Raw genomic sequence first — 14,962 nt, 5'->3', positions numbered from 1 at the left:
GTGCGCCGGCGCCCTGCAAGCGCCCTGCCCCCCTGTTGCCTGGATGTTCCCATGTCTTCCGATGTCAGCGTCACCGCGTCCGCCCCCGATCGTGCCCCATCGCCGTCGATCCTGTCCCCGACCTACCGCGCCACCACCATCGGCATGGTCGCCCTCGTGTCGCTGCACGGGTTTGAGGCGTTGGCAGTGGCCGCCGCCATGCCCACTGTCGCGCATGACCTGGATGGCCTGCGGCTCTACGCACTCGCCTTCGGCGGAACGCTGGCCACCAGCGTCATCGGCATGACCCTGGCCGGACGCTGGAGCGATCAGCGCGGTCCGGCGCGGCCGCTGTGGCTGGGTCTGGCCTGCTTCATCGCCGGCCTGCTGGTGGCCGGGCTGGCCCAGCACATGCCGATACTGGTGCTGGGCCGGCTGATGCAGGGCTTGGGCGCCGGTGCGATCTCGGTGGCGCTGTATGTCCTGGTCGGCCGCACATTTCCAGAGGCAATGCGCCCACGCGTGTTCGCCGCATTTTCCGCCGGTTGGGTGGTGCCTTCGCTGATCGGCCCCAGCATCAGCGGGCTGATCGTGCAGCATCTGGGCTGGCGCTGGGTGTTCCTCGCCGTGCCTCTGCTCGCCATCCCGGCCGCCCTGCTGCTGCGCCCGGCGCTGCGCAAGCTGCCGCCCACCGGCGCCGCTGCCGACAGCCACCCCACGGTGGTGCGTTGGGCCATCGGTGCGTCGATCGGCGCGCTGCTGCTGTATATCGGCGGCCAGCAGTCCGGCTGGGCAGCCCTGGGCCTGCTGCTGCCGGCCCTGGCGTTGCTCGCGCTGTGCAGTTGGAGGCTGCTGCCGCGCGGCACCCTGCGCCTGCATCGCGGCCTGCCCAGCGTGATCGCGTTGCGCGGCATCGCCGCCTCGGCCTTCTTCGGCTGCGAAGCCTTCCTGCCGCTGCTGCTGCAGCGCGAACGCGGCCTGACCCCGTTGCTGGCGGGCGTGGCATTGAGCCTGGGCGCACTGGGCTGGTTCAGTGGCTCCTGGTTGCAGGGCCATCAGCAGCGCGGCTGGTCACGCCGGCAACTGCTGCAGAGCGGCGCCCTGCTGATGTGCGCAGGCATCCTCGCCACATCACTGGCGATCCAGCCCGGCGTGCCGCTGTGGCTGGCGCTGGCCGGCTGGTCGCTGACCGGACTCGGCATGGGCCTGATCTACCCGAGCCTGTCGGTGCTCACGCTGTCACTGTCGCCGCCGGCCGAACAGGGCGCCAACACGTCGGCCCTGCAGTTGAGCGAAGCGCTCGGCGTGGCGACCACGCTGGCCATCTCCGGCTCGCTGTTCGCCCTGTTCCTGCAGGGCAACGTGATGGTCGGCTACCTGCTCACCTACGCCATCATGCTGCTCCTCGCCGTGGCCAGCGCAGCCGTGGCACGGCGCGTGTAGCGCCCGGCAACCGTTGAAGGCCCCTGTAGAGCCGGGTTCTACCCGGCTGCCGTTGAAGTCCCCCGTAGAGCCGGGTTCTACCCGGCTGCCTTTCGCATCGGCCCATCGCAGCGGGGCAGAGCCCCGCTCTACGGGAGCGCGCCCAACCGCGCGCCGGTTTCCCTCCGGCAACCGTTGAAGGCCCCTGTAGAGCCGGGTTCTACCCGGCTGCCCTTCGCATCGGCCCAACGCAGCGGGGCAGAGCCCCGCTCTACGGGAGCGCGCCCAACCGCGCGCCGGTTTCCCTCCGGCAACCGTTGAAGGCCCCTGTAGAGCCGGGTTCTACCCGGCTGCCTTTCGCATCGGCCCAACGCAGCGGGGCAGAGCCCCGCTCTACGGGAGCGCGCCCAACCGCGCGCCGGGTTCCACCCGGCAACCGTTGAAGGCCCCTGTAGAGCCGGGTTCTACCCGGCTGCCCTTCGCATCGGCCCAACGCAGCGGGGCAGAGCCCCGCTCTACGGGAGCGCGCCCAACCGCGCACCGGTTTCACTCCGGCAACCGTTGAAGGCCCCTGTAGAGCCGGGTTCTACCCGGCAACCGTTGAGGCCCCCGTAGAGCCGGGTTCTACCCGGCTGCCTTTCGCATCGGCCCATCGCAGCGGGGCAAAGCCCCGCGCTACGGGTGCGCGTCGCCCACTTCCTTGAGGTCCTCGCGCAGGATGCGGCGGATTTCCAGCACGGCCTGCGGGGTTTCCTGCACGCTGTGGCCGGAGATGATCACCTTCTCCGACACCGCCCCCTCCAGGTGCGCGCTCCAGTACGGCACCAGCCCATCGTCGGACTGTTCCAGCGGCACCTCGGGTTTGCGCTGGGCGATGATCGAGTGGTACTTCAGCCCCGGCATGATCGGCAGCGCACCGGCCGCCTTCACGAATGGATCGCTGGCCTTGAGGTTGTCGATGCTGTTGGGAATCTGCAGCTTGGTCGGCTGCGCCGACTGCGTCTCGGCCTGCTGCAGGGTCTGGAACACATCCTCGAACTTGCCCAGGAGGGTGATCGGCAGACGCACCAGCCGCCCGATCAGGCGACCGATCCGGTTGCCGGCGATGTCGGTGCCCTTGTGCGGCGCGGCGATGAAGATCGCACGCTCCACGCTGGGCTCGGCGGTGAAGTGCAGCAGTGGCCCGAGCTTGGCCTCCACCCGCTTCAGCCGTTCGCCCTTGAGATCGTAGTTGGCCAGAAGCTGGTCCCACAGTGCGTCGCCGGATGAGGTCACCAGCAGGCGCGCCAGCACGCCGCCCATGCTGTGGCCGATGAACACCATCTCTTTGGAGGCCGGGCTGCTGCCGGTGGGATCGAAGTGTTTCAGCGTGTTGTTGAACGCCTGGTTGATCTCGAACCGGTTCAACGCGATCGGCGCATTGGTCGGGTAGTACACCTGCCACACCTGGAAATGCCGGCGCAGCTCAGGATCGCCCATGACCTCGTTGGCCACGTTGACCCACGCCTCCGGACTGCTGCCCAGGCCGTGCAGCATGAAGATGATGCGGCGGTTCGGGTCCCACGGCTGCATCAGGTACATGTGCGGCTCGGCGATGCCTTCGCTCAGTCCGAACAACGTGCGCAGCGACTGCGTGGCGAATCCCGACTGGGCCAGCCACATGCCGTAGGCGGCCGTGAAGTTGCCGGCCAGCGGCACCTTTTCGCCGTGCAGGTCCACGCTTTCGGTGGACTCCGGCGAGTACACATCGAACAGCACCTGGGTGGTATCCAGCACCTGCTGCAGGGTATCGCCCTTGAAGCGCAGCAGGGCGGTGGCATTGATCGCCGACATCTCGCTGTACTGCGGAATCGCGGCCTTCTGGCCGTCCGCCGGCGCCACCAGCTTGGGCGGGTCCATGACCACCACCAGTTCGGCGCCGAAACCATCACGGCGATACGTGCTGCGCAGCCCGGCGAAGCTCACCGAGGAGGCCGAGACCATGCTGGTGGGGATGCTGGGCATCCGCAGTTCATCGAAGTCCGAGGTCAGCGTCCAGCGCTCGCCGGCCACTGGTGCGTTGTAGTCCTCGCCTTCCAGCGCGCGCGCGCGGGCACGTTTGAACACTACCGCCGCCGTCTGTTCGGCAGCGTAGTTGTAGTAGTCGCGAACCTGGGTCTGCCGGTCCTCGAACGCGCGATCGGACGGCGTACGCCCGCTGAAGAAGAGGTAGGCATAGGCATAGCGTGCCGCTTCCAGCCACGCATCCAGCGCCGCATCGGACATCGGGTGTTTGTCGCGGTCCTTCGGCTTGGGGCTCAGGCCCAGCGCCGTCTTCACCCACAGCTCGGACAGCGCCGACAACCGCTGTTCCTCGGGCAGGACCACGGTGTCCTCGAGCGTCTTCTGGCAGGCCACCGTGTCCTTGGCGCACAGATCCTCATCCAGGCCGATGACGCTCAGCGTTTCCTGCGAGGCGGCGCTCAACTTGCCTGACGTCAGTACGTCGCCGCGCTTGTTGGCCAGGTAGTCGGTAGGCGCCACCTGTTTCATCGTCACCATCGCGCAACCGCTGGACAACAGCAGCGACAGCACCATCGCCAGCAACGGCAGCACGCGCCGCGACAGGCCATTCACACGCAGCATCATGGTTCGATTCCTTGCTCGATGCCGGGGACACCGCGGCGGATCTGGCGGGAGAAATCGGGCGCGTCGCCGGCGGCGCGGGCCCGTTCAGTAATGCGCCCACGCGCCTTCAGCGTGGCGAACGGCACGCCTGGGGTCAGCACGCCCAGATCGCGCGCGTACTCGGCGAAATAGCCCGATACCAGCAGCCGGTAGTCCAGTGGCAGGCCCGGCGCGATCTGCCTGGCCAGTTCGTAGACGATCGTGGTGCAGTTGCTGGTCAGCGTGTTGTAGAACGCCGGTGCGGCATCCAGCTTGCGCGCCTCGCCCAGGTAGGACACGAACAGCCCCTTGAGCTGCTCCCGGGTCATGCCCTGCAGGCGGTACAGATACACATCTTCGCCACGCACATTGCTGCGCACGCGCACGATGTCGGTTTCCTCCGAGGCCACCAGGGTCATCTCGAACTTGCGGAAGAACCCACCCAGTGCCGAGAACGACTCGCCCCGCTCCTTGCGGATCTCCAGCGAGAACACCAGGTAGCGGCCATCGGCGAAGCCAAAGGACACCAGCGTGTGCGCGATCGTCGGGCCCATCCAGTAGGACAGGATCAGATCGGCAGAGCGCAACTGGTCGAGGTCATAGGCGCGGCGCTCCCAGCGCACATCGTGATCGTCCTCGCTGCGCCAGGTGAAGTTGCGCACGTTGTCGAGCACCACGTGGTTGCCGTCGAACGCGACCACCTTGAGCCGCTGGGCGACATCGTCGGCCCAGACCCGGTCCTGGCGCGGCGCCACCAGCAGCCACCACACCCCGGTCACCACCAGCACCGTCACGAACACCGGCCCGGGCCAACGGCCGGCGCGGGCGCGGCCCACCGCCACCGCAGTACCGACGGCAAACAACGCCCAGGCCCCGACCACCCCGTAACGCACCCACGCGGGCCCGGGGAACTGGAAGGCCAGCCAGCCGCTCACCCACAGGGCCGCCACCAGCATCAGGGCGGCCAGCCCCCATCGTCCTGCTTTCTTCACACGCGTCGTTCCGTCGTTGATGATCCGGGGCGCTAGTTAGCCACAACCCCGCCGAAGGCAACACGTTTGCGTGTTCAGGTTTGTCGGGGCCGCATCAGAATGGGCCGCTCAGTCGCGCCGGCGAGGACCGCCTGCAACCTTCTGCCACGGCGCCATGCCCTTTCGCCCATGCAGCAGCGGACGCTTCAACGGCGGGCGACGCGGCAGCGCGATGCCCACGCCCGGAGCGGGAGCGTCATCGCGGCGCAGCGCGTCGGCGCGCTCGCCGAACAGCAGCGCGGCGATCTCCACCAGACCGTCGCGCATCACGCGGCTCGCAGCCTGCAAGGGATTCATGGGGGTCTCCAGCAGCAGTGGGGACGATCCACGTTACGGCCGTGCGTGCGTACGCGCCGTGGAGGGCATGTGGCATCCGCATGAATGCGGCTATTTCCCTGCCGTCATCGCCGCTGCCTGCATCCATTGCTGCAGCGCCGGCGCCCGCTCACCGCCACGCAGGCACAACTGCAGATCGAACGACGCGTCCGCATCGGCCAGCGGCTGGTAGTGGATATCCTCCGCGCGGAAGCCGCGCATGCTCGCCGGCACGATCGCGATGCCCGCGCCGACCGCCACCAGCGACAGCACCGCATGCATGCCGTGCGCCTCCTGCACCACATGCGGCACGAAGCCGGCGGCAGCGCACAGCCGCACCACCTGCGCATGGAAGCCCTGTCCTTCGCGCGCGGGCCACAGTACGAACGGCTCCGCGGCCAGTGCGGACAAGGCAAGGGAGGCATCGCCGGCACGCGGATGGCTTCGCGGCAACGCGATCGCCAGCAGGTCCGTATCGAACGCGCGCAGCTGCATGTCGCCGGCCTCGTGCACCGGTGGAATCAGCACCCCGACATCCAGCCGCTGCCCGCGCAGCAGCGCGACCTGGCGTGCGGACGTCGCCTCGATCAGTTCCAGCCGCACCTGTGGATGGCTGACCCGGAACGCACGGATCACCCGCGGCAGGCGCCCGTACAGCGCACTGCCCACATACCCCACCCGTACCGTACCGGTGCGCCCGGCCGCCGCATCACGGGTGGCCACCAACGCATGGTCGGCCTGCTGCAGGGTCGCGCGTGCCTCCTCCAGCAGCACCTTGCCGGCCGCAGTCAGTCCCAGCGTGCGGTTGCCACGTTGGATGAGCTCGCTGCCGATCGCTTCCTCCAGCCGCCGGATGGCCGCGGTCAACGGTGGCTGCGACATGTGCAGGCGCGCGGCCGCACGGTGGAAGTGCAGCTCCTCGGCGACGGCGACGAACTGACGGAGCTGGCGGAGATCGACCATGTGCGATGTTGTCCCGGAACACAGCCCCAAGCGTAAACCGCGTGCGGTCAGCGTGGCTCGATCGTCGCCTGCGCAATCGCCGGCCACTGCGCGGCCACCGCCTCGACGCTGCCGGCGCTCACCGCGTGCAGATCGCGCGGATAGGTGACTGCGGCCGCTTCCACGTTCCGCGTGGCATGGAACTGGCCATTGCTGGCACGCAGGATCCAGCCCCCCTCACGGCACGCGGCCGATGCGAGGAACGCCGCACCCGGCGCCACCGCGGCCGGGTGCAGTTCATCCGGCTCGCCCTGAATGCCCCACATCCGGGTCTTGGCCACCGGCGACACGGCATTCACCACGATGCCATGCGCCGCGCCCTCGTCGGCCAGCACATTGACGATGCCCACTGCGGCGAGCTTCGCTGCTGCGTATGCCGCCAGTCCCTTCTGCACGTACTGCGGATACAGCGCGCGGTCGGACGTGGTCAGCACGATCCGCCCGTAACCGGCGGCCCGCATCGCCGGCCAGGCCGCTTGCGCCAGCCACAGCGGGGCCTTCGCCGCGATGGCCATCATCGGGTCGAAGCCGTCTTCGTCCAGCGCATCGATCGGCTGGTACTGCACCCATCCGGCGTTGTGGATGATGAAGTCCAGCCGGCCGTGCTGCTGCAGGATGGCCGCCACCCGCGCGTGGCAGTCGCTGCGGCTGGCGATGCCTGCGGACTCCGCCTGCACCGTCAGGCCCTCTCCGTCCAACTGCGCGGCCGCCATCGCGATCCGCTGCGGATCGCCGCCCGTGCCATCCATCCCGGCCCCCACGTCCTGCATCACCACGTGCGCGCCACGCTGGGCCAGCAGCCGGCTGTACGCCAGGCCGAGGCCACCGGCGGCACCGGTGATCAGACCGACCTGGCCATCGAAAGAAATCCTGTTGTGTGCTCTCATCCGCACAGCATCGGTTGGACGGCGTCGCCGCATCCAATACCTGTTGCGTGCCGCCGCGATACGTGGCGCGTATCGTGCCGCTCAGCTGGCGCCAGGGAGCGGCCGGCGGCGAAGCCGCCAGATGACATACGCAATGGCCAACCACAGTGCGATGTACAGCCCCAGGTACAGCAGCGTCGGCATTGCGGTATGCGCCCTGATTCGGGCCAGCACCCGCCACGTATCCACGCAGAAGGTCCCCACCCCCACCAGCATCGCCAGACCGCCCAGCCCGGTACCCAGCCACCGCGCCCAGGCATGCCGGCGCACCAGCAGCAGAGGGGCCACCACCAGCAGCACCAGCGCGAGCAGCATCAGGGTCATCCCGGTCAGCATGCCGGTGAAATCCGAGGCCATCGCCGGCAGCGGCAGGCAGGCGGCCACGGCCACGCAGACACGCAGGCCGGGCGGGAAAACACGGGGGACGGTCGTCGGCATCAGCTTCCTTTGAACGGCGGGCGTCGGCATGCGCCGTGGTGGCGGCCGCGTCGATCATAGCCGCAGCCACCGCATCAGAACGCGCCGATTGCGGCGCAGCAGGGATCGGAACGGGCTCACAGCATCGGCACCGTTGCCGCTGGGAGCGGCACCCGAAGCGTGCCGGTAGTCGTAAACGACCTCCACGGCCCGTCACGCTTCGCGCTCGCCCCGTACTTCCCCTACATCGCAGGTCCCGGGTTCCGGCGTATCACCCACGGCACCGCGCACCGCAGTGCGCCTCTCGCCGTCGTACCCAAGGAGCCCACCATGACCGCACACCGCTTGCACTGGCGCGGGTCGCCCTGCTTTTCAGCGTCTCTGTGAACGCACGCGAAGACGACGACTGCCCGTCCGACGCGCAGATGATCGCCAGCATGTCGATGGCCGAGCTTCGGCAGTACGAGGCCGCGCTGGAGAATCCAGAGCTTCCCTTCGACGAGGTCTGCAAGGACGCCAGCGACCAGGACGAAGCAGACGCTGCAGGCTCGCGCCTGCACTACTGCGTGAAGCGAACTGCACCCTATTCCTCCCACAACCCCGACACCGGCAAGACCGAAACCGCCACCGTTACGCTGTACGACTACGTGTCCCTGCCCCGCAACGGCCAGACATGGATGCATCGCGTCCGCGTGGTGTTCGATGCCGTGCAGGGCAATGCAATGGCCGGGCTGGTGGTTACGCCCGAGCCTTACTGCGGGAGCTGCACCGACAAGCAGCCCTTCGCTCCCCTGACCCTTTCGGGCCCAGGTACGTACGACTTTGCCGTCCCCCTGGGATTCAATACCGATGAAGGAAAGACCGGCCAGGACACCCAGCTGGTGCTGTCGCGCTTCAACAACGACCAATCACTGATTCAGAGTTCGGCACCGACACTTCGCTGCGACAAAGTAGCCAGGAGCAGTACGTCCGGGTGTCGATTCGCCGACTACCCTGCCGTCTTCGAGGTAAGCCTGAGCGATCCCGATACGGATGAGTCGGCCGAGCACATCAAGGTTGCACAGTCGACGCTCCCCGGCACGATCGGCAGGTGGCATGAAAATCCTGATGCACGGGGTGTACCTTTGCGACGCTTGAGGAACAAGAGAGTTGCAGGAGAGAATCGCAACGTATCCGGGGCGCTGTGCAGAGCACGCTTTCCTGATGGAGCCGCGACTGGACTGAACTGCGACGAGTATCCTTTCGCAGAAACGCATGAGGGCGCATCTCTCGTACCGGAGACATCCATGTCTGTCCGTTACATTCTCGGCGAAGACAACAAGAAGGTGGGTGGAAAGCTGGGCGCGTTCTACTGCACGCATGCGCGGCTTCTGGATGGAGAAGAGTTCTGGGTCAAGGTTGTGGATTGAACCGCCGGATAGAGGCTCATCATGTGGAAGCAGTTACTTGACGAATTGAACGCCGCAGCTCTCGCAAACATTGAGCGAAAGCGGCTCGAACCAAGCGAGCATCTTGGCCTTGAGCCGTTCATCAATGGTTTTCCGGACAGTCCGCTGGCTCAACTTGCCGCCCGGATCGGCAAGGAACATGTTGGATGGCTCGGGCAACCGGGAGCATCACTTGAGCAGATTCGCGAAGCCGAACAACGTCTTGGCGTGATTCTCCCTGCGAGCTACCGTGAGTTCCTGCTGGAGTCGAACGGATTCCTTGTTCCCGGCACTTACTGCTGCGTACTACTGCCGATTGAACTTGTACGGCGGTTTAGCGACGACAACTACCCGATTGTGGCAATGTGGAATGATCTGCACGAAGCCGACCCGTATCTTGAGGAAGCTGATTTCACAGCACATATCGGCGAGGCCCTCCAGATCTCTGCATGCCCCAGCGACTTTGATTGGTTCGCGCTTATCGACACGGTCAACACAAGTCCAGAAGGAGAGCTGTGGACAATCATGTACAGTCGCCAAGGGTATGAGGCCAGTTCGACCTTTACCGAACTCATCCAGGAGCTTGTTTGCAATTACAGGTAGCTCCATCACATGCCCGAGCAGCCCGGTTTCCTGTGCGGTGGCGGTGATGTCTGCCATGAGACGCGCACGCCAAGCCCATGCCCTGCATCGGCTTGGTGACGGCACGTCAGCCCAGACGGGCGACGGAGACGCTACATACCGCGCGGATATCCAATACCCGTTGTATGCCGCTGCGATACCTGGCGCGTATCGCAGCGCTCAGTTGGCGCCCAGCAGCAGCGGCGCCACCAGCAGCAGCACCAGCCCGAGCAGCATCAGGGTTCGCCGACTACCCCGCCGTCTTCGAGGTAAGCCTGAGCAACCCCGATACGGATGAGTCGGCCGAGCACATCAAGGTTGCACAGTCGATACTGCCGGGGAACATCGGCTACTGGCATCACGATGCTTGGCTGAGAGGCGCGGCACTGACACGAACGAGTGACGCCAGACTAAACACCGCCAACCGCACTGCAGCCGGGAAACTGTGTCGCACGCGATTTCCAGAGAGCGCGGGCGCTGGACTGAACTGTGACGAATACCCGTTCGCAGCAACGAACCAGGGCGCCTCTGTCGTGCCGGAATCGTCCATGTCGGTACGCTACATTCTTGGCGAAGGCAATCAGAAGGTCGGGCGCAGACTGGGCAACTTCTTCTGCACCGCGGCACGCGTGCTCGATGGTGAGCAGTTCCGGGTGAAGGTCGTCGAGTAATGCGAATGAGACGTCGCGCGAGCGCAGCGGCGCACCAGTCATTGATCGGAGACAGTAACGATGATGGCAATGGATGAGCTGATGCAGGCAATGAACACTGCTGCAATCGCGCACTGGAGAGCCTCGCCAGCAGAGGCGCATGTCGACCTTGGGCTGAGTCCATTCCTCGCAACGCACCCGGATTCCGCACTGGCCGATCTGGCGCGACGCTGCCTGTCGGGGGATGTCGTCTGGCTCGGAATGCCCCCCGCATCCAAGGCCAGCATTCTCGCTGCAGAGGCGCGGCTTGGGATCTCGCTTCCGCCAAGCTACAAGCAGTTTCTGTCTGTCAGCAATGGGTTCTTGATGCCCGGCAACTACATCAGCACCTTGCTTCCGGTCGAGTTGATCCAGCCATTCGGCAATGAGAACGCGACGATTGCCTCCGACTGGAGGAGCATGCTTGAAGAGGAGGCATCGGAGGATGAGCCGTGGCTGATGGCACGTCTTGGCGACGCGATTCAGCTGTCCGGGCCGCCCGGCAAAGGTGAAGACTTCGTCTTGCTGGATCCAACGTTCATGCATCCTGGCGAAGAGAACGAAATCGTGACCTACTGGACAAAATTGCAGGAGCATCACAGCAGCTTCGTCGCCTACCTTGAAAGCGCGCTGGCCGGCTTGTTGAATCTGACTGCGTTTCTTCAGAAGGGAACAGATCGTTGAACGCAACTGCGGCGTACCGCTTCCGGTACACCGCACGGTACCTCACCGGCTGGTAGGCTCCACCACCACCGCCGTCCCGTAGCACAGCACCTCGGTCAATCCGGTCATGATGTCGGTCGCGTCATAGCGCATGGCGATGATCGCGTTGGCGCCGAGCAACCGCGCGTGCTTGGCCATGTCGCGGTAGGTTTCCTCGCGCGCCTGCTCGCACAGCTCGGTGTAGATGGTGATGTTGCCGCCGAACAACGTCTGCAGGCCGCCGAGGATGTTGCCCACGATAGAGCGCGAGCGCACGGTAATGCCGCGTACCACGCCGAGACTGCGCACCACGCGGAAGCCGGGCAGTTCCATTGCCGTGGTCACCATCGAATCGTCGAGCCGGGGGGCGGCAGGCGGATGTGCGCTGTTGTTGTAAGGGTCTGCCATTGCGTCTCTCTGGTGACTGCGGGTACGGCTGTACGCGGTGTCAGCGCGGTTGCGAGGCGCGGGTCAGCGCGTCGGCAACCAACTGCCGCAGCAGCGGCTGCGCGTCGGCCCGCATCTCGGCAGCCACCGTGTTCTGCAGCGCGTTGAAACGCGCCGCGTGCGGTGAGCGGGTCCCTTGCGATGTCAGCGAATGCAGCGCGTCCGCGGAGAAGTGCCGGGCATAGATTGCCGCCAGCATGCCGTCCCAGCGGGCCTGGTAGGCCGGCAGCAGGCGGCCGATCTCCGCCTGCACGCGCTGCGTCGCGGCATCGGCCCCGGTCTGTTCGACCATCGACGCGAACGTGGTGGTGCTGCGTGCCGCCTCGTCGGCGAGCTGCGCCAGCCCCTTGCCGAGCCTGAAGCGCGCGACCAGCGCCGCTGCGGGGTCGGCAGACGCCGTCGGGGCGGAGGGCACACCCGTCCTTGTTGCCGTCGATGGCGCCTCACCACAGCCTGCCAACGACAGCCCCGCCAGCAACGCCGCCACGTGTACAGAACGCACGCATGCCCGGAACGTCATTCCAACCTCCATGCAGGGACGACTGCCACACCGTGCATCCGTTGCGACGCACCCGAGCGCGACAGCCCGATCCCCCTATTGTGCCCCATCCCGATGCCGCCGCCGGGTCCACCGGCCCCACTGCCGGGTGGCTCCGGCCGCGTCCGATGCGTGGCAACGCGCGGTCATCGTGCCGCCCGCCACGGCTTCACAGGGACATTTGCTATCGTGCCCCCCGTCAGCTCCCGCTTCCCTGGATTCGCATGCCCCGTAAACCGCCCGCCTCCGCCTCCCCGGCCGCCCTGCTGCGGGTAGCTACCAAGGAGGCGTATGAGCGCGTCCTCGTGCTGCTCAACGCCAGTTTCGCCGACTTCAGCCCGGAACAGCAGCGCAGGATCCGGGCCGCCGTGGCCGTTGAGCACTCGACCCACCCCGGCCCCCGCGCCAAGCCCGCCAAAGCGGCGGCAGAGGCGCCGCCACGCTACTGGCTGCCGCACAGCCAGGTCACCTGGTCCGGCCGCGGCCGCGTGCCCCAGGCCTTCCTCGCCTGGGAAGGCACCGTGGCCCATACCGAATGGAAAAAGCACCACCCCGACGAACGCTTCCCGGCGTACCCGGGCTGATGGACGCAGACGCGCATCAGACGGTCATTCCGCAACTGCGCATGACCGACGCCACCCTCAGCGTGCCGTTCTATCAGCGGCTCGGGTTTGCCGTTGACTGGGAGCACCGGTTCGCCGACGGCATGCCGCTGTTCGTGCAGATCAGCCGCGCAGGGCAGCAGGTGTTCCTCAGCGAGCACGCCGGCGACTGCGAGCCTGGCGGTGCGGTGTACTTCCGCGTGGCGGACGTGGATGCCGTGCATGCGGCGTTCGTGGCGGCCGGCGCGCCGGTGTTGCGCGCGCCGGCAGACATGCCGTGGGGCGGGCGCGAGATGATGGTGGTCGATCCGGACAACAACCGGCTGCGGTTTGCGACGATGCCCGCCGCCGAATCACGCAGCGGTTCACGATGAGTCGCGGCATGAAGATGCGCACCGCCGTGGGTACGCACGGCACCCTGCACCGTGTTGACGACCTGCAGAAGCGCCATGACACAAAACAAACCCTGCCCACCCTGCTGTGTGACAGCCCGGGGTGCAGCGTTCCGGTGACGTTCGTGCCCGGGCACAGCAGGCGCCACGCCGGTCATGCCGAGCCCGTGCACATGCCGGCCTACATCGACCTGGGCAAGGAAGCCGAGCACCGCCCCGGCTGCCGGTACGATGCGCCGGCGCACCTGCAGGCCCTGCTCGCCGCCGGCGCCGATGCCGACTTCCTGCCCCCGCTTGGCGAAGGAACGCACGAGCTGCGGCTGTTGCTCCTGCAGCAGGGCCTGAAACGTGGCGGTGCTGAGCATCACGGCGCGGACCCGGTACTGGCGGGCTACCTGCGCACCCTTGCCGATCTGCTCATCCTGCGCGCGATGTGCGGCAGCGACACGCTGCTGGCGACGCACCTGACCCTGCGCCTGGGCAAGAAGAAGGTCGACTGGAGCAGCTTCTTCTACACGCAGGACCGGTACGACGAGGCCTGGGAACGGCTGGGCGCGACATCCACCGACCTGCCCCTGGCGCTGGTCGGCACGGTCCGCTCGCACCGCGCCACCCAGCCTGGTTCGGTGTACCTCAACTGCGCACCGAAGTACCAGCACACCGGCGTGACCGACCGCAGGGATTTCTATGAAATCAGCGTCGGGCACAGCGATGCGGCGTGGCTGCAGTCCTTCCCGGTGGGGACGGAAATCGTGATGTTCGGGCTGTGGCGCCAGGGCAGAACCACCACCTCGTCCCGGCCCCATCCCACCGACCCGCGCCGTACCATCACCAACGTGACCCACAAGCTGGCCTTGTGGCCCAGCGTGAAGCACCAGCTGGTGCGGGTGGCGTAAGCATCGGCGACGCGCGCCCGCGCCCTGCGTCAGGGCTGCGGGGTGCGCGTCGACGCCGGCTTGCTGTACCAGAGCGCGTTGACGATGATCCAGCGTTCGCCGAATCGCCCCATGTGGAAGTAGTCCACGAACCACGGCGTCTCCAACCGCACCGAGGCCGCATCGGCCGTCACATCCAGCACGCGGCAGCTGCGGTTCCACTGCTCCCTCGGGGTCTTCAACGCACCCTGGCGGGTGAGCTCCACCAGTTCCTCCCTGCTCATGCGGCGCAGGCCCAGCCGCTCGTCCGGGGTATCGCCCAGCACCCTGCGCTTGGCCAGGTCCGGGTGCAGCGACCGCGCCACCCGGTCCGGGTCCGCCTCCAGTTGGCCGTCCACATAGTCCAGGCAGGTGGCCTCGATGGCCGCCAGTGTGGCGGCATCCGGCGCGGACGGCGTGTTCGCTGCCACGGCAGCGACAGCGGCAATCAGCAGGGCAAGCGCGGGCATCGTTGTTCCAGGCGGTGAGCAAGGGTGACCGCATTGAACGCCATTGCCCGCCGGCTCTGCCAGTGCCCCGGGTCGCTCACCGTGATCCGGTCACTCACCCGCACCACTGCTGCTCACACGGGATGCCGTCGTTGTCCCCGTCCATCTGCGTACCGGGACAGTTCTGGATGAAATACGTGGCCTCTTCGCACGAGCGCATGTGCGAGCAGTGCGTGCGGCCATCGCAGCTGTAGCGCGCAGGTGCTGCCGTGGCAGGTTCAGGTGCAGCCCAGGCGCTGCGGGAGGTTCCAACATCGGCAATTTCAACGTGCCTGAGCTTGCTGTAGCCGTACGCGGCGACCAGGCACAGTACCGCGCCGATCATGATCTTCTTCATCGTCCCTGGCCCCCCGATCCCCCTGATCTGGCTGGAGCATAGGCAA

The 14,962-nt window shown here is 66.8% G+C and carries 18 protein-coding genes; 8 read left to right on the top strand and 10 right to left on the bottom strand.

Features of this window, described 5'->3' with window-relative positions:
* Positions 1-51: 51 nt before the first annotated feature.
* Positions 52-1,422: an MFS transporter gene (locus OC534_RS15630; RefSeq protein ID WP_262072125.1), complete on the top strand. Its 1,371-nt coding sequence runs from the start codon at positions 52-54 to the stop codon at positions 1,420-1,422.
* A gap of 654 nt (positions 1,423-2,076) precedes the next feature.
* Here the strand turns inward: OC534_RS15630 and OC534_RS15625 are convergent.
* The 6 genes from OC534_RS15625 to OC534_RS15600 form a co-directional block, all read right to left on the bottom strand.
* Entirely contained in the window at positions 2,077-4,029 is a 1,953-nt protein-coding gene (locus OC534_RS15625) for an alpha/beta fold hydrolase (protein WP_262072124.1), read from the bottom strand.
* Positions 4,026-5,003 (bottom strand): DUF4105 domain-containing protein, encoded by a 978-nt coding sequence (locus OC534_RS15620; RefSeq protein ID WP_017356299.1) that lies wholly within the window; start codon positions 5,001-5,003, stop codon positions 4,026-4,028. Before OC534_RS15620 ends, OC534_RS15625 begins: the two co-directional genes overlap by 4 nt.
* A gap of 144 nt (positions 5,004-5,147) precedes the next feature.
* Entirely contained in the window at positions 5,148-5,375 is a 228-nt protein-coding gene (locus tag OC534_RS15615; protein ID WP_262072123.1) for a hypothetical protein, read from the bottom strand.
* A gap of 90 nt (positions 5,376-5,465) precedes the next feature.
* Positions 5,466-6,356, bottom strand: coding sequence for a LysR substrate-binding domain-containing protein (locus OC534_RS15610; RefSeq protein WP_262072122.1), 891 nt, complete (start codon positions 6,354-6,356; stop codon positions 5,466-5,468).
* Between the two features lie 47 nt (positions 6,357-6,403).
* Entirely contained in the window at positions 6,404-7,282 is an 879-nt protein-coding gene (locus tag OC534_RS15605) for an SDR family NAD(P)-dependent oxidoreductase (RefSeq protein WP_136005642.1), read from the bottom strand.
* An 81-nt stretch (positions 7,283-7,363) separates the two neighbouring features.
* Complete coding sequence (locus tag OC534_RS15600; RefSeq protein ID WP_262072121.1) at positions 7,364-7,759, bottom strand: hypothetical protein; 396 nt, start codon at positions 7,757-7,759, stop codon at positions 7,364-7,366.
* 362 nt (positions 7,760-8,121) lie between these two features.
* Between OC534_RS15600 and OC534_RS15595 the strand changes: the two genes are divergently transcribed.
* The 4 genes from OC534_RS15595 to OC534_RS15580 all read left to right on the top strand — a co-directional run bounded on the left by OC534_RS15595 (position 8,122) and on the right by OC534_RS15580 (position 11,159).
* Entirely contained in the window at positions 8,122-9,147 is a 1,026-nt protein-coding gene (locus tag OC534_RS15595) for a NucA/NucB deoxyribonuclease domain-containing protein (protein ID WP_262072120.1), read from the top strand.
* Between the two features lie 21 nt (positions 9,148-9,168).
* Complete coding sequence (locus OC534_RS15590) at positions 9,169-9,768, top strand: SMI1/KNR4 family protein (RefSeq protein WP_136005636.1); 600 nt, start codon at positions 9,169-9,171, stop codon at positions 9,766-9,768.
* A 77-nt stretch (positions 9,769-9,845) separates the two neighbouring features.
* Positions 9,846-10,457, top strand: a complete 612-nt coding sequence (locus tag OC534_RS15585; RefSeq protein WP_316044089.1) for a NucA/NucB deoxyribonuclease domain-containing protein — start codon at positions 9,846-9,848, stop codon at positions 10,455-10,457.
* A gap of 69 nt (positions 10,458-10,526) precedes the next feature.
* Positions 10,527-11,159: an SMI1/KNR4 family protein gene (locus OC534_RS15580; protein ID WP_262072118.1), complete on the top strand. Its 633-nt coding sequence runs from the start codon at positions 10,527-10,529 to the stop codon at positions 11,157-11,159.
* Between the two features lie 42 nt (positions 11,160-11,201).
* Here OC534_RS15580 and OC534_RS15575 read toward each other — a convergent pair whose 3' ends face one another.
* Both OC534_RS15575 and OC534_RS15570 read right to left on the bottom strand, forming a co-directional pair.
* Positions 11,202-11,585: a YbjQ family protein gene (locus tag OC534_RS15575; protein WP_017356307.1), complete on the bottom strand. Its 384-nt coding sequence runs from the start codon at positions 11,583-11,585 to the stop codon at positions 11,202-11,204.
* A 40-nt stretch (positions 11,586-11,625) separates the two neighbouring features.
* The gene (locus OC534_RS15570; protein WP_262072117.1) at positions 11,626-12,144 is read right to left on the bottom strand and encodes a hypothetical protein; all 519 of its coding nucleotides are present in this window, start codon (positions 12,142-12,144) and stop codon (positions 11,626-11,628) included.
* A 242-nt stretch (positions 12,145-12,386) separates the two neighbouring features.
* On the opposite strand from OC534_RS15570, the gene OC534_RS15565 reads away from it, so the two are divergent.
* Genes OC534_RS15565 through OC534_RS15555 form a run of 3 tightly spaced genes read left to right on the top strand, consistent with a single transcriptional unit; the run spans position 12,387 to position 14,052 of the window.
* Positions 12,387-12,746, top strand: a complete 360-nt coding sequence (locus OC534_RS15565; protein WP_136005625.1) for an H-NS family nucleoid-associated regulatory protein — start codon at positions 12,387-12,389, stop codon at positions 12,744-12,746.
* Entirely contained in the window at positions 12,746-13,138 is a 393-nt protein-coding gene (locus OC534_RS15560; protein ID WP_017356310.1) for a VOC family protein, read from the top strand. Before OC534_RS15565 ends, OC534_RS15560 begins: the two co-directional genes overlap by 1 nt.
* Positions 13,139-13,146: 8 nt before the next feature.
* Entirely contained in the window at positions 13,147-14,052 is a 906-nt protein-coding gene (locus OC534_RS15555; protein WP_262072116.1) for a hypothetical protein, read from the top strand.
* A 29-nt stretch (positions 14,053-14,081) separates the two neighbouring features.
* Here OC534_RS15555 and OC534_RS15550 read toward each other — a convergent pair whose 3' ends face one another.
* Together OC534_RS15550 and OC534_RS15545 are read right to left on the bottom strand one after the other, a co-directional pair.
* A complete protein-coding gene (locus tag OC534_RS15550) occupies positions 14,082-14,540 on the bottom strand; it encodes a nuclear transport factor 2 family protein (RefSeq protein WP_017356312.1) in 459 nt (152 codons plus the stop codon).
* A 94-nt stretch (positions 14,541-14,634) separates the two neighbouring features.
* Positions 14,635-14,916 carry an excalibur calcium-binding domain-containing protein gene (locus tag OC534_RS15545; protein WP_262072115.1) on the bottom strand — a complete coding sequence of 94 codons (282 nt, stop codon included), beginning with the start codon at positions 14,914-14,916 and terminating at the stop codon, positions 14,635-14,637.
* Positions 14,917-14,962 lie beyond the last annotated feature (46 nt).

This window comes from Stenotrophomonas sp. Marseille-Q5258 (genome assembly GCF_946900935.1).
In the GTDB taxonomy this organism is placed as follows: Bacteria; Pseudomonadota; Gammaproteobacteria; order Xanthomonadales; family Xanthomonadaceae; genus Stenotrophomonas; species Stenotrophomonas nematodicola.
Note: the sequence above shows the minus strand (reverse complement) of the source record. Positions and strands in the feature narration are given on the sequence as shown.

Bases quoted from the DNA above. Each gene is read 5' to 3' on its own strand.
- OC534_RS15600 (WP_262072121.1), bottom strand. From the start codon at position 7,759: ATGCCGACGACCGTCCCCCGTGTTTTCCCGCCCGGCCTGCGTGTCTGC.
- OC534_RS15580 (WP_262072118.1), top strand. From the start codon at position 10,527: ATGGATGAGCTGATGCAGGCAATGAACACTGCTGCAATCGCGCACTGG.
- OC534_RS15620 (WP_017356299.1), bottom strand. From the start codon at position 5,003: ATGCTGGTGGCGGCCCTGTGGGTGAGCGGCTGGCTGGCCTTCCAGTTC.
- OC534_RS15615 (WP_262072123.1), bottom strand. From the start codon at position 5,375: ATGAATCCCTTGCAGGCTGCGAGCCGCGTGATGCGCGACGGTCTGGTG.
- OC534_RS15545 (WP_262072115.1), bottom strand. From the start codon at position 14,916: ATGAAGAAGATCATGATCGGCGCGGTACTGTGCCTGGTCGCCGCGTAC.
- OC534_RS15585 (WP_316044089.1), top strand. From the start codon at position 9,846: ATGCCCTGCATCGGCTTGGTGACGGCACGTCAGCCCAGACGGGCGACG.
- OC534_RS15570 (WP_262072117.1), bottom strand. From the start codon at position 12,144: ATGACGTTCCGGGCATGCGTGCGTTCTGTACACGTGGCGGCGTTGCTG.
- OC534_RS15550 (WP_017356312.1), bottom strand. From the start codon at position 14,540: ATGCCCGCGCTTGCCCTGCTGATTGCCGCTGTCGCTGCCGTGGCAGCG.
- OC534_RS15590 (WP_136005636.1), top strand. From the start codon at position 9,169: ATGTGGAAGCAGTTACTTGACGAATTGAACGCCGCAGCTCTCGCAAAC.
- OC534_RS15625 (WP_262072124.1), bottom strand. From the start codon at position 4,029: ATGATGCTGCGTGTGAATGGCCTGTCGCGGCGCGTGCTGCCGTTGCTG.
- OC534_RS15560 (WP_017356310.1), top strand. From the start codon at position 12,746: ATGGACGCAGACGCGCATCAGACGGTCATTCCGCAACTGCGCATGACC.
- OC534_RS15565 (WP_136005625.1), top strand. From the start codon at position 12,387: ATGCCCCGTAAACCGCCCGCCTCCGCCTCCCCGGCCGCCCTGCTGCGG.
- OC534_RS15575 (WP_017356307.1), bottom strand. From the start codon at position 11,585: ATGGCAGACCCTTACAACAACAGCGCACATCCGCCTGCCGCCCCCCGG.
- OC534_RS15630 (WP_262072125.1), top strand. From the start codon at position 52: ATGTCTTCCGATGTCAGCGTCACCGCGTCCGCCCCCGATCGTGCCCCA.
- OC534_RS15605 (WP_136005642.1), bottom strand. From the start codon at position 7,282: ATGAGAGCACACAACAGGATTTCTTTCGATGGCCAGGTCGGTCTGATC.
- OC534_RS15555 (WP_262072116.1), top strand. From the start codon at position 13,147: ATGAAGATGCGCACCGCCGTGGGTACGCACGGCACCCTGCACCGTGTT.
- OC534_RS15610 (WP_262072122.1), bottom strand. From the start codon at position 6,356: ATGGTCGATCTCCGCCAGCTCCGTCAGTTCGTCGCCGTCGCCGAGGAG.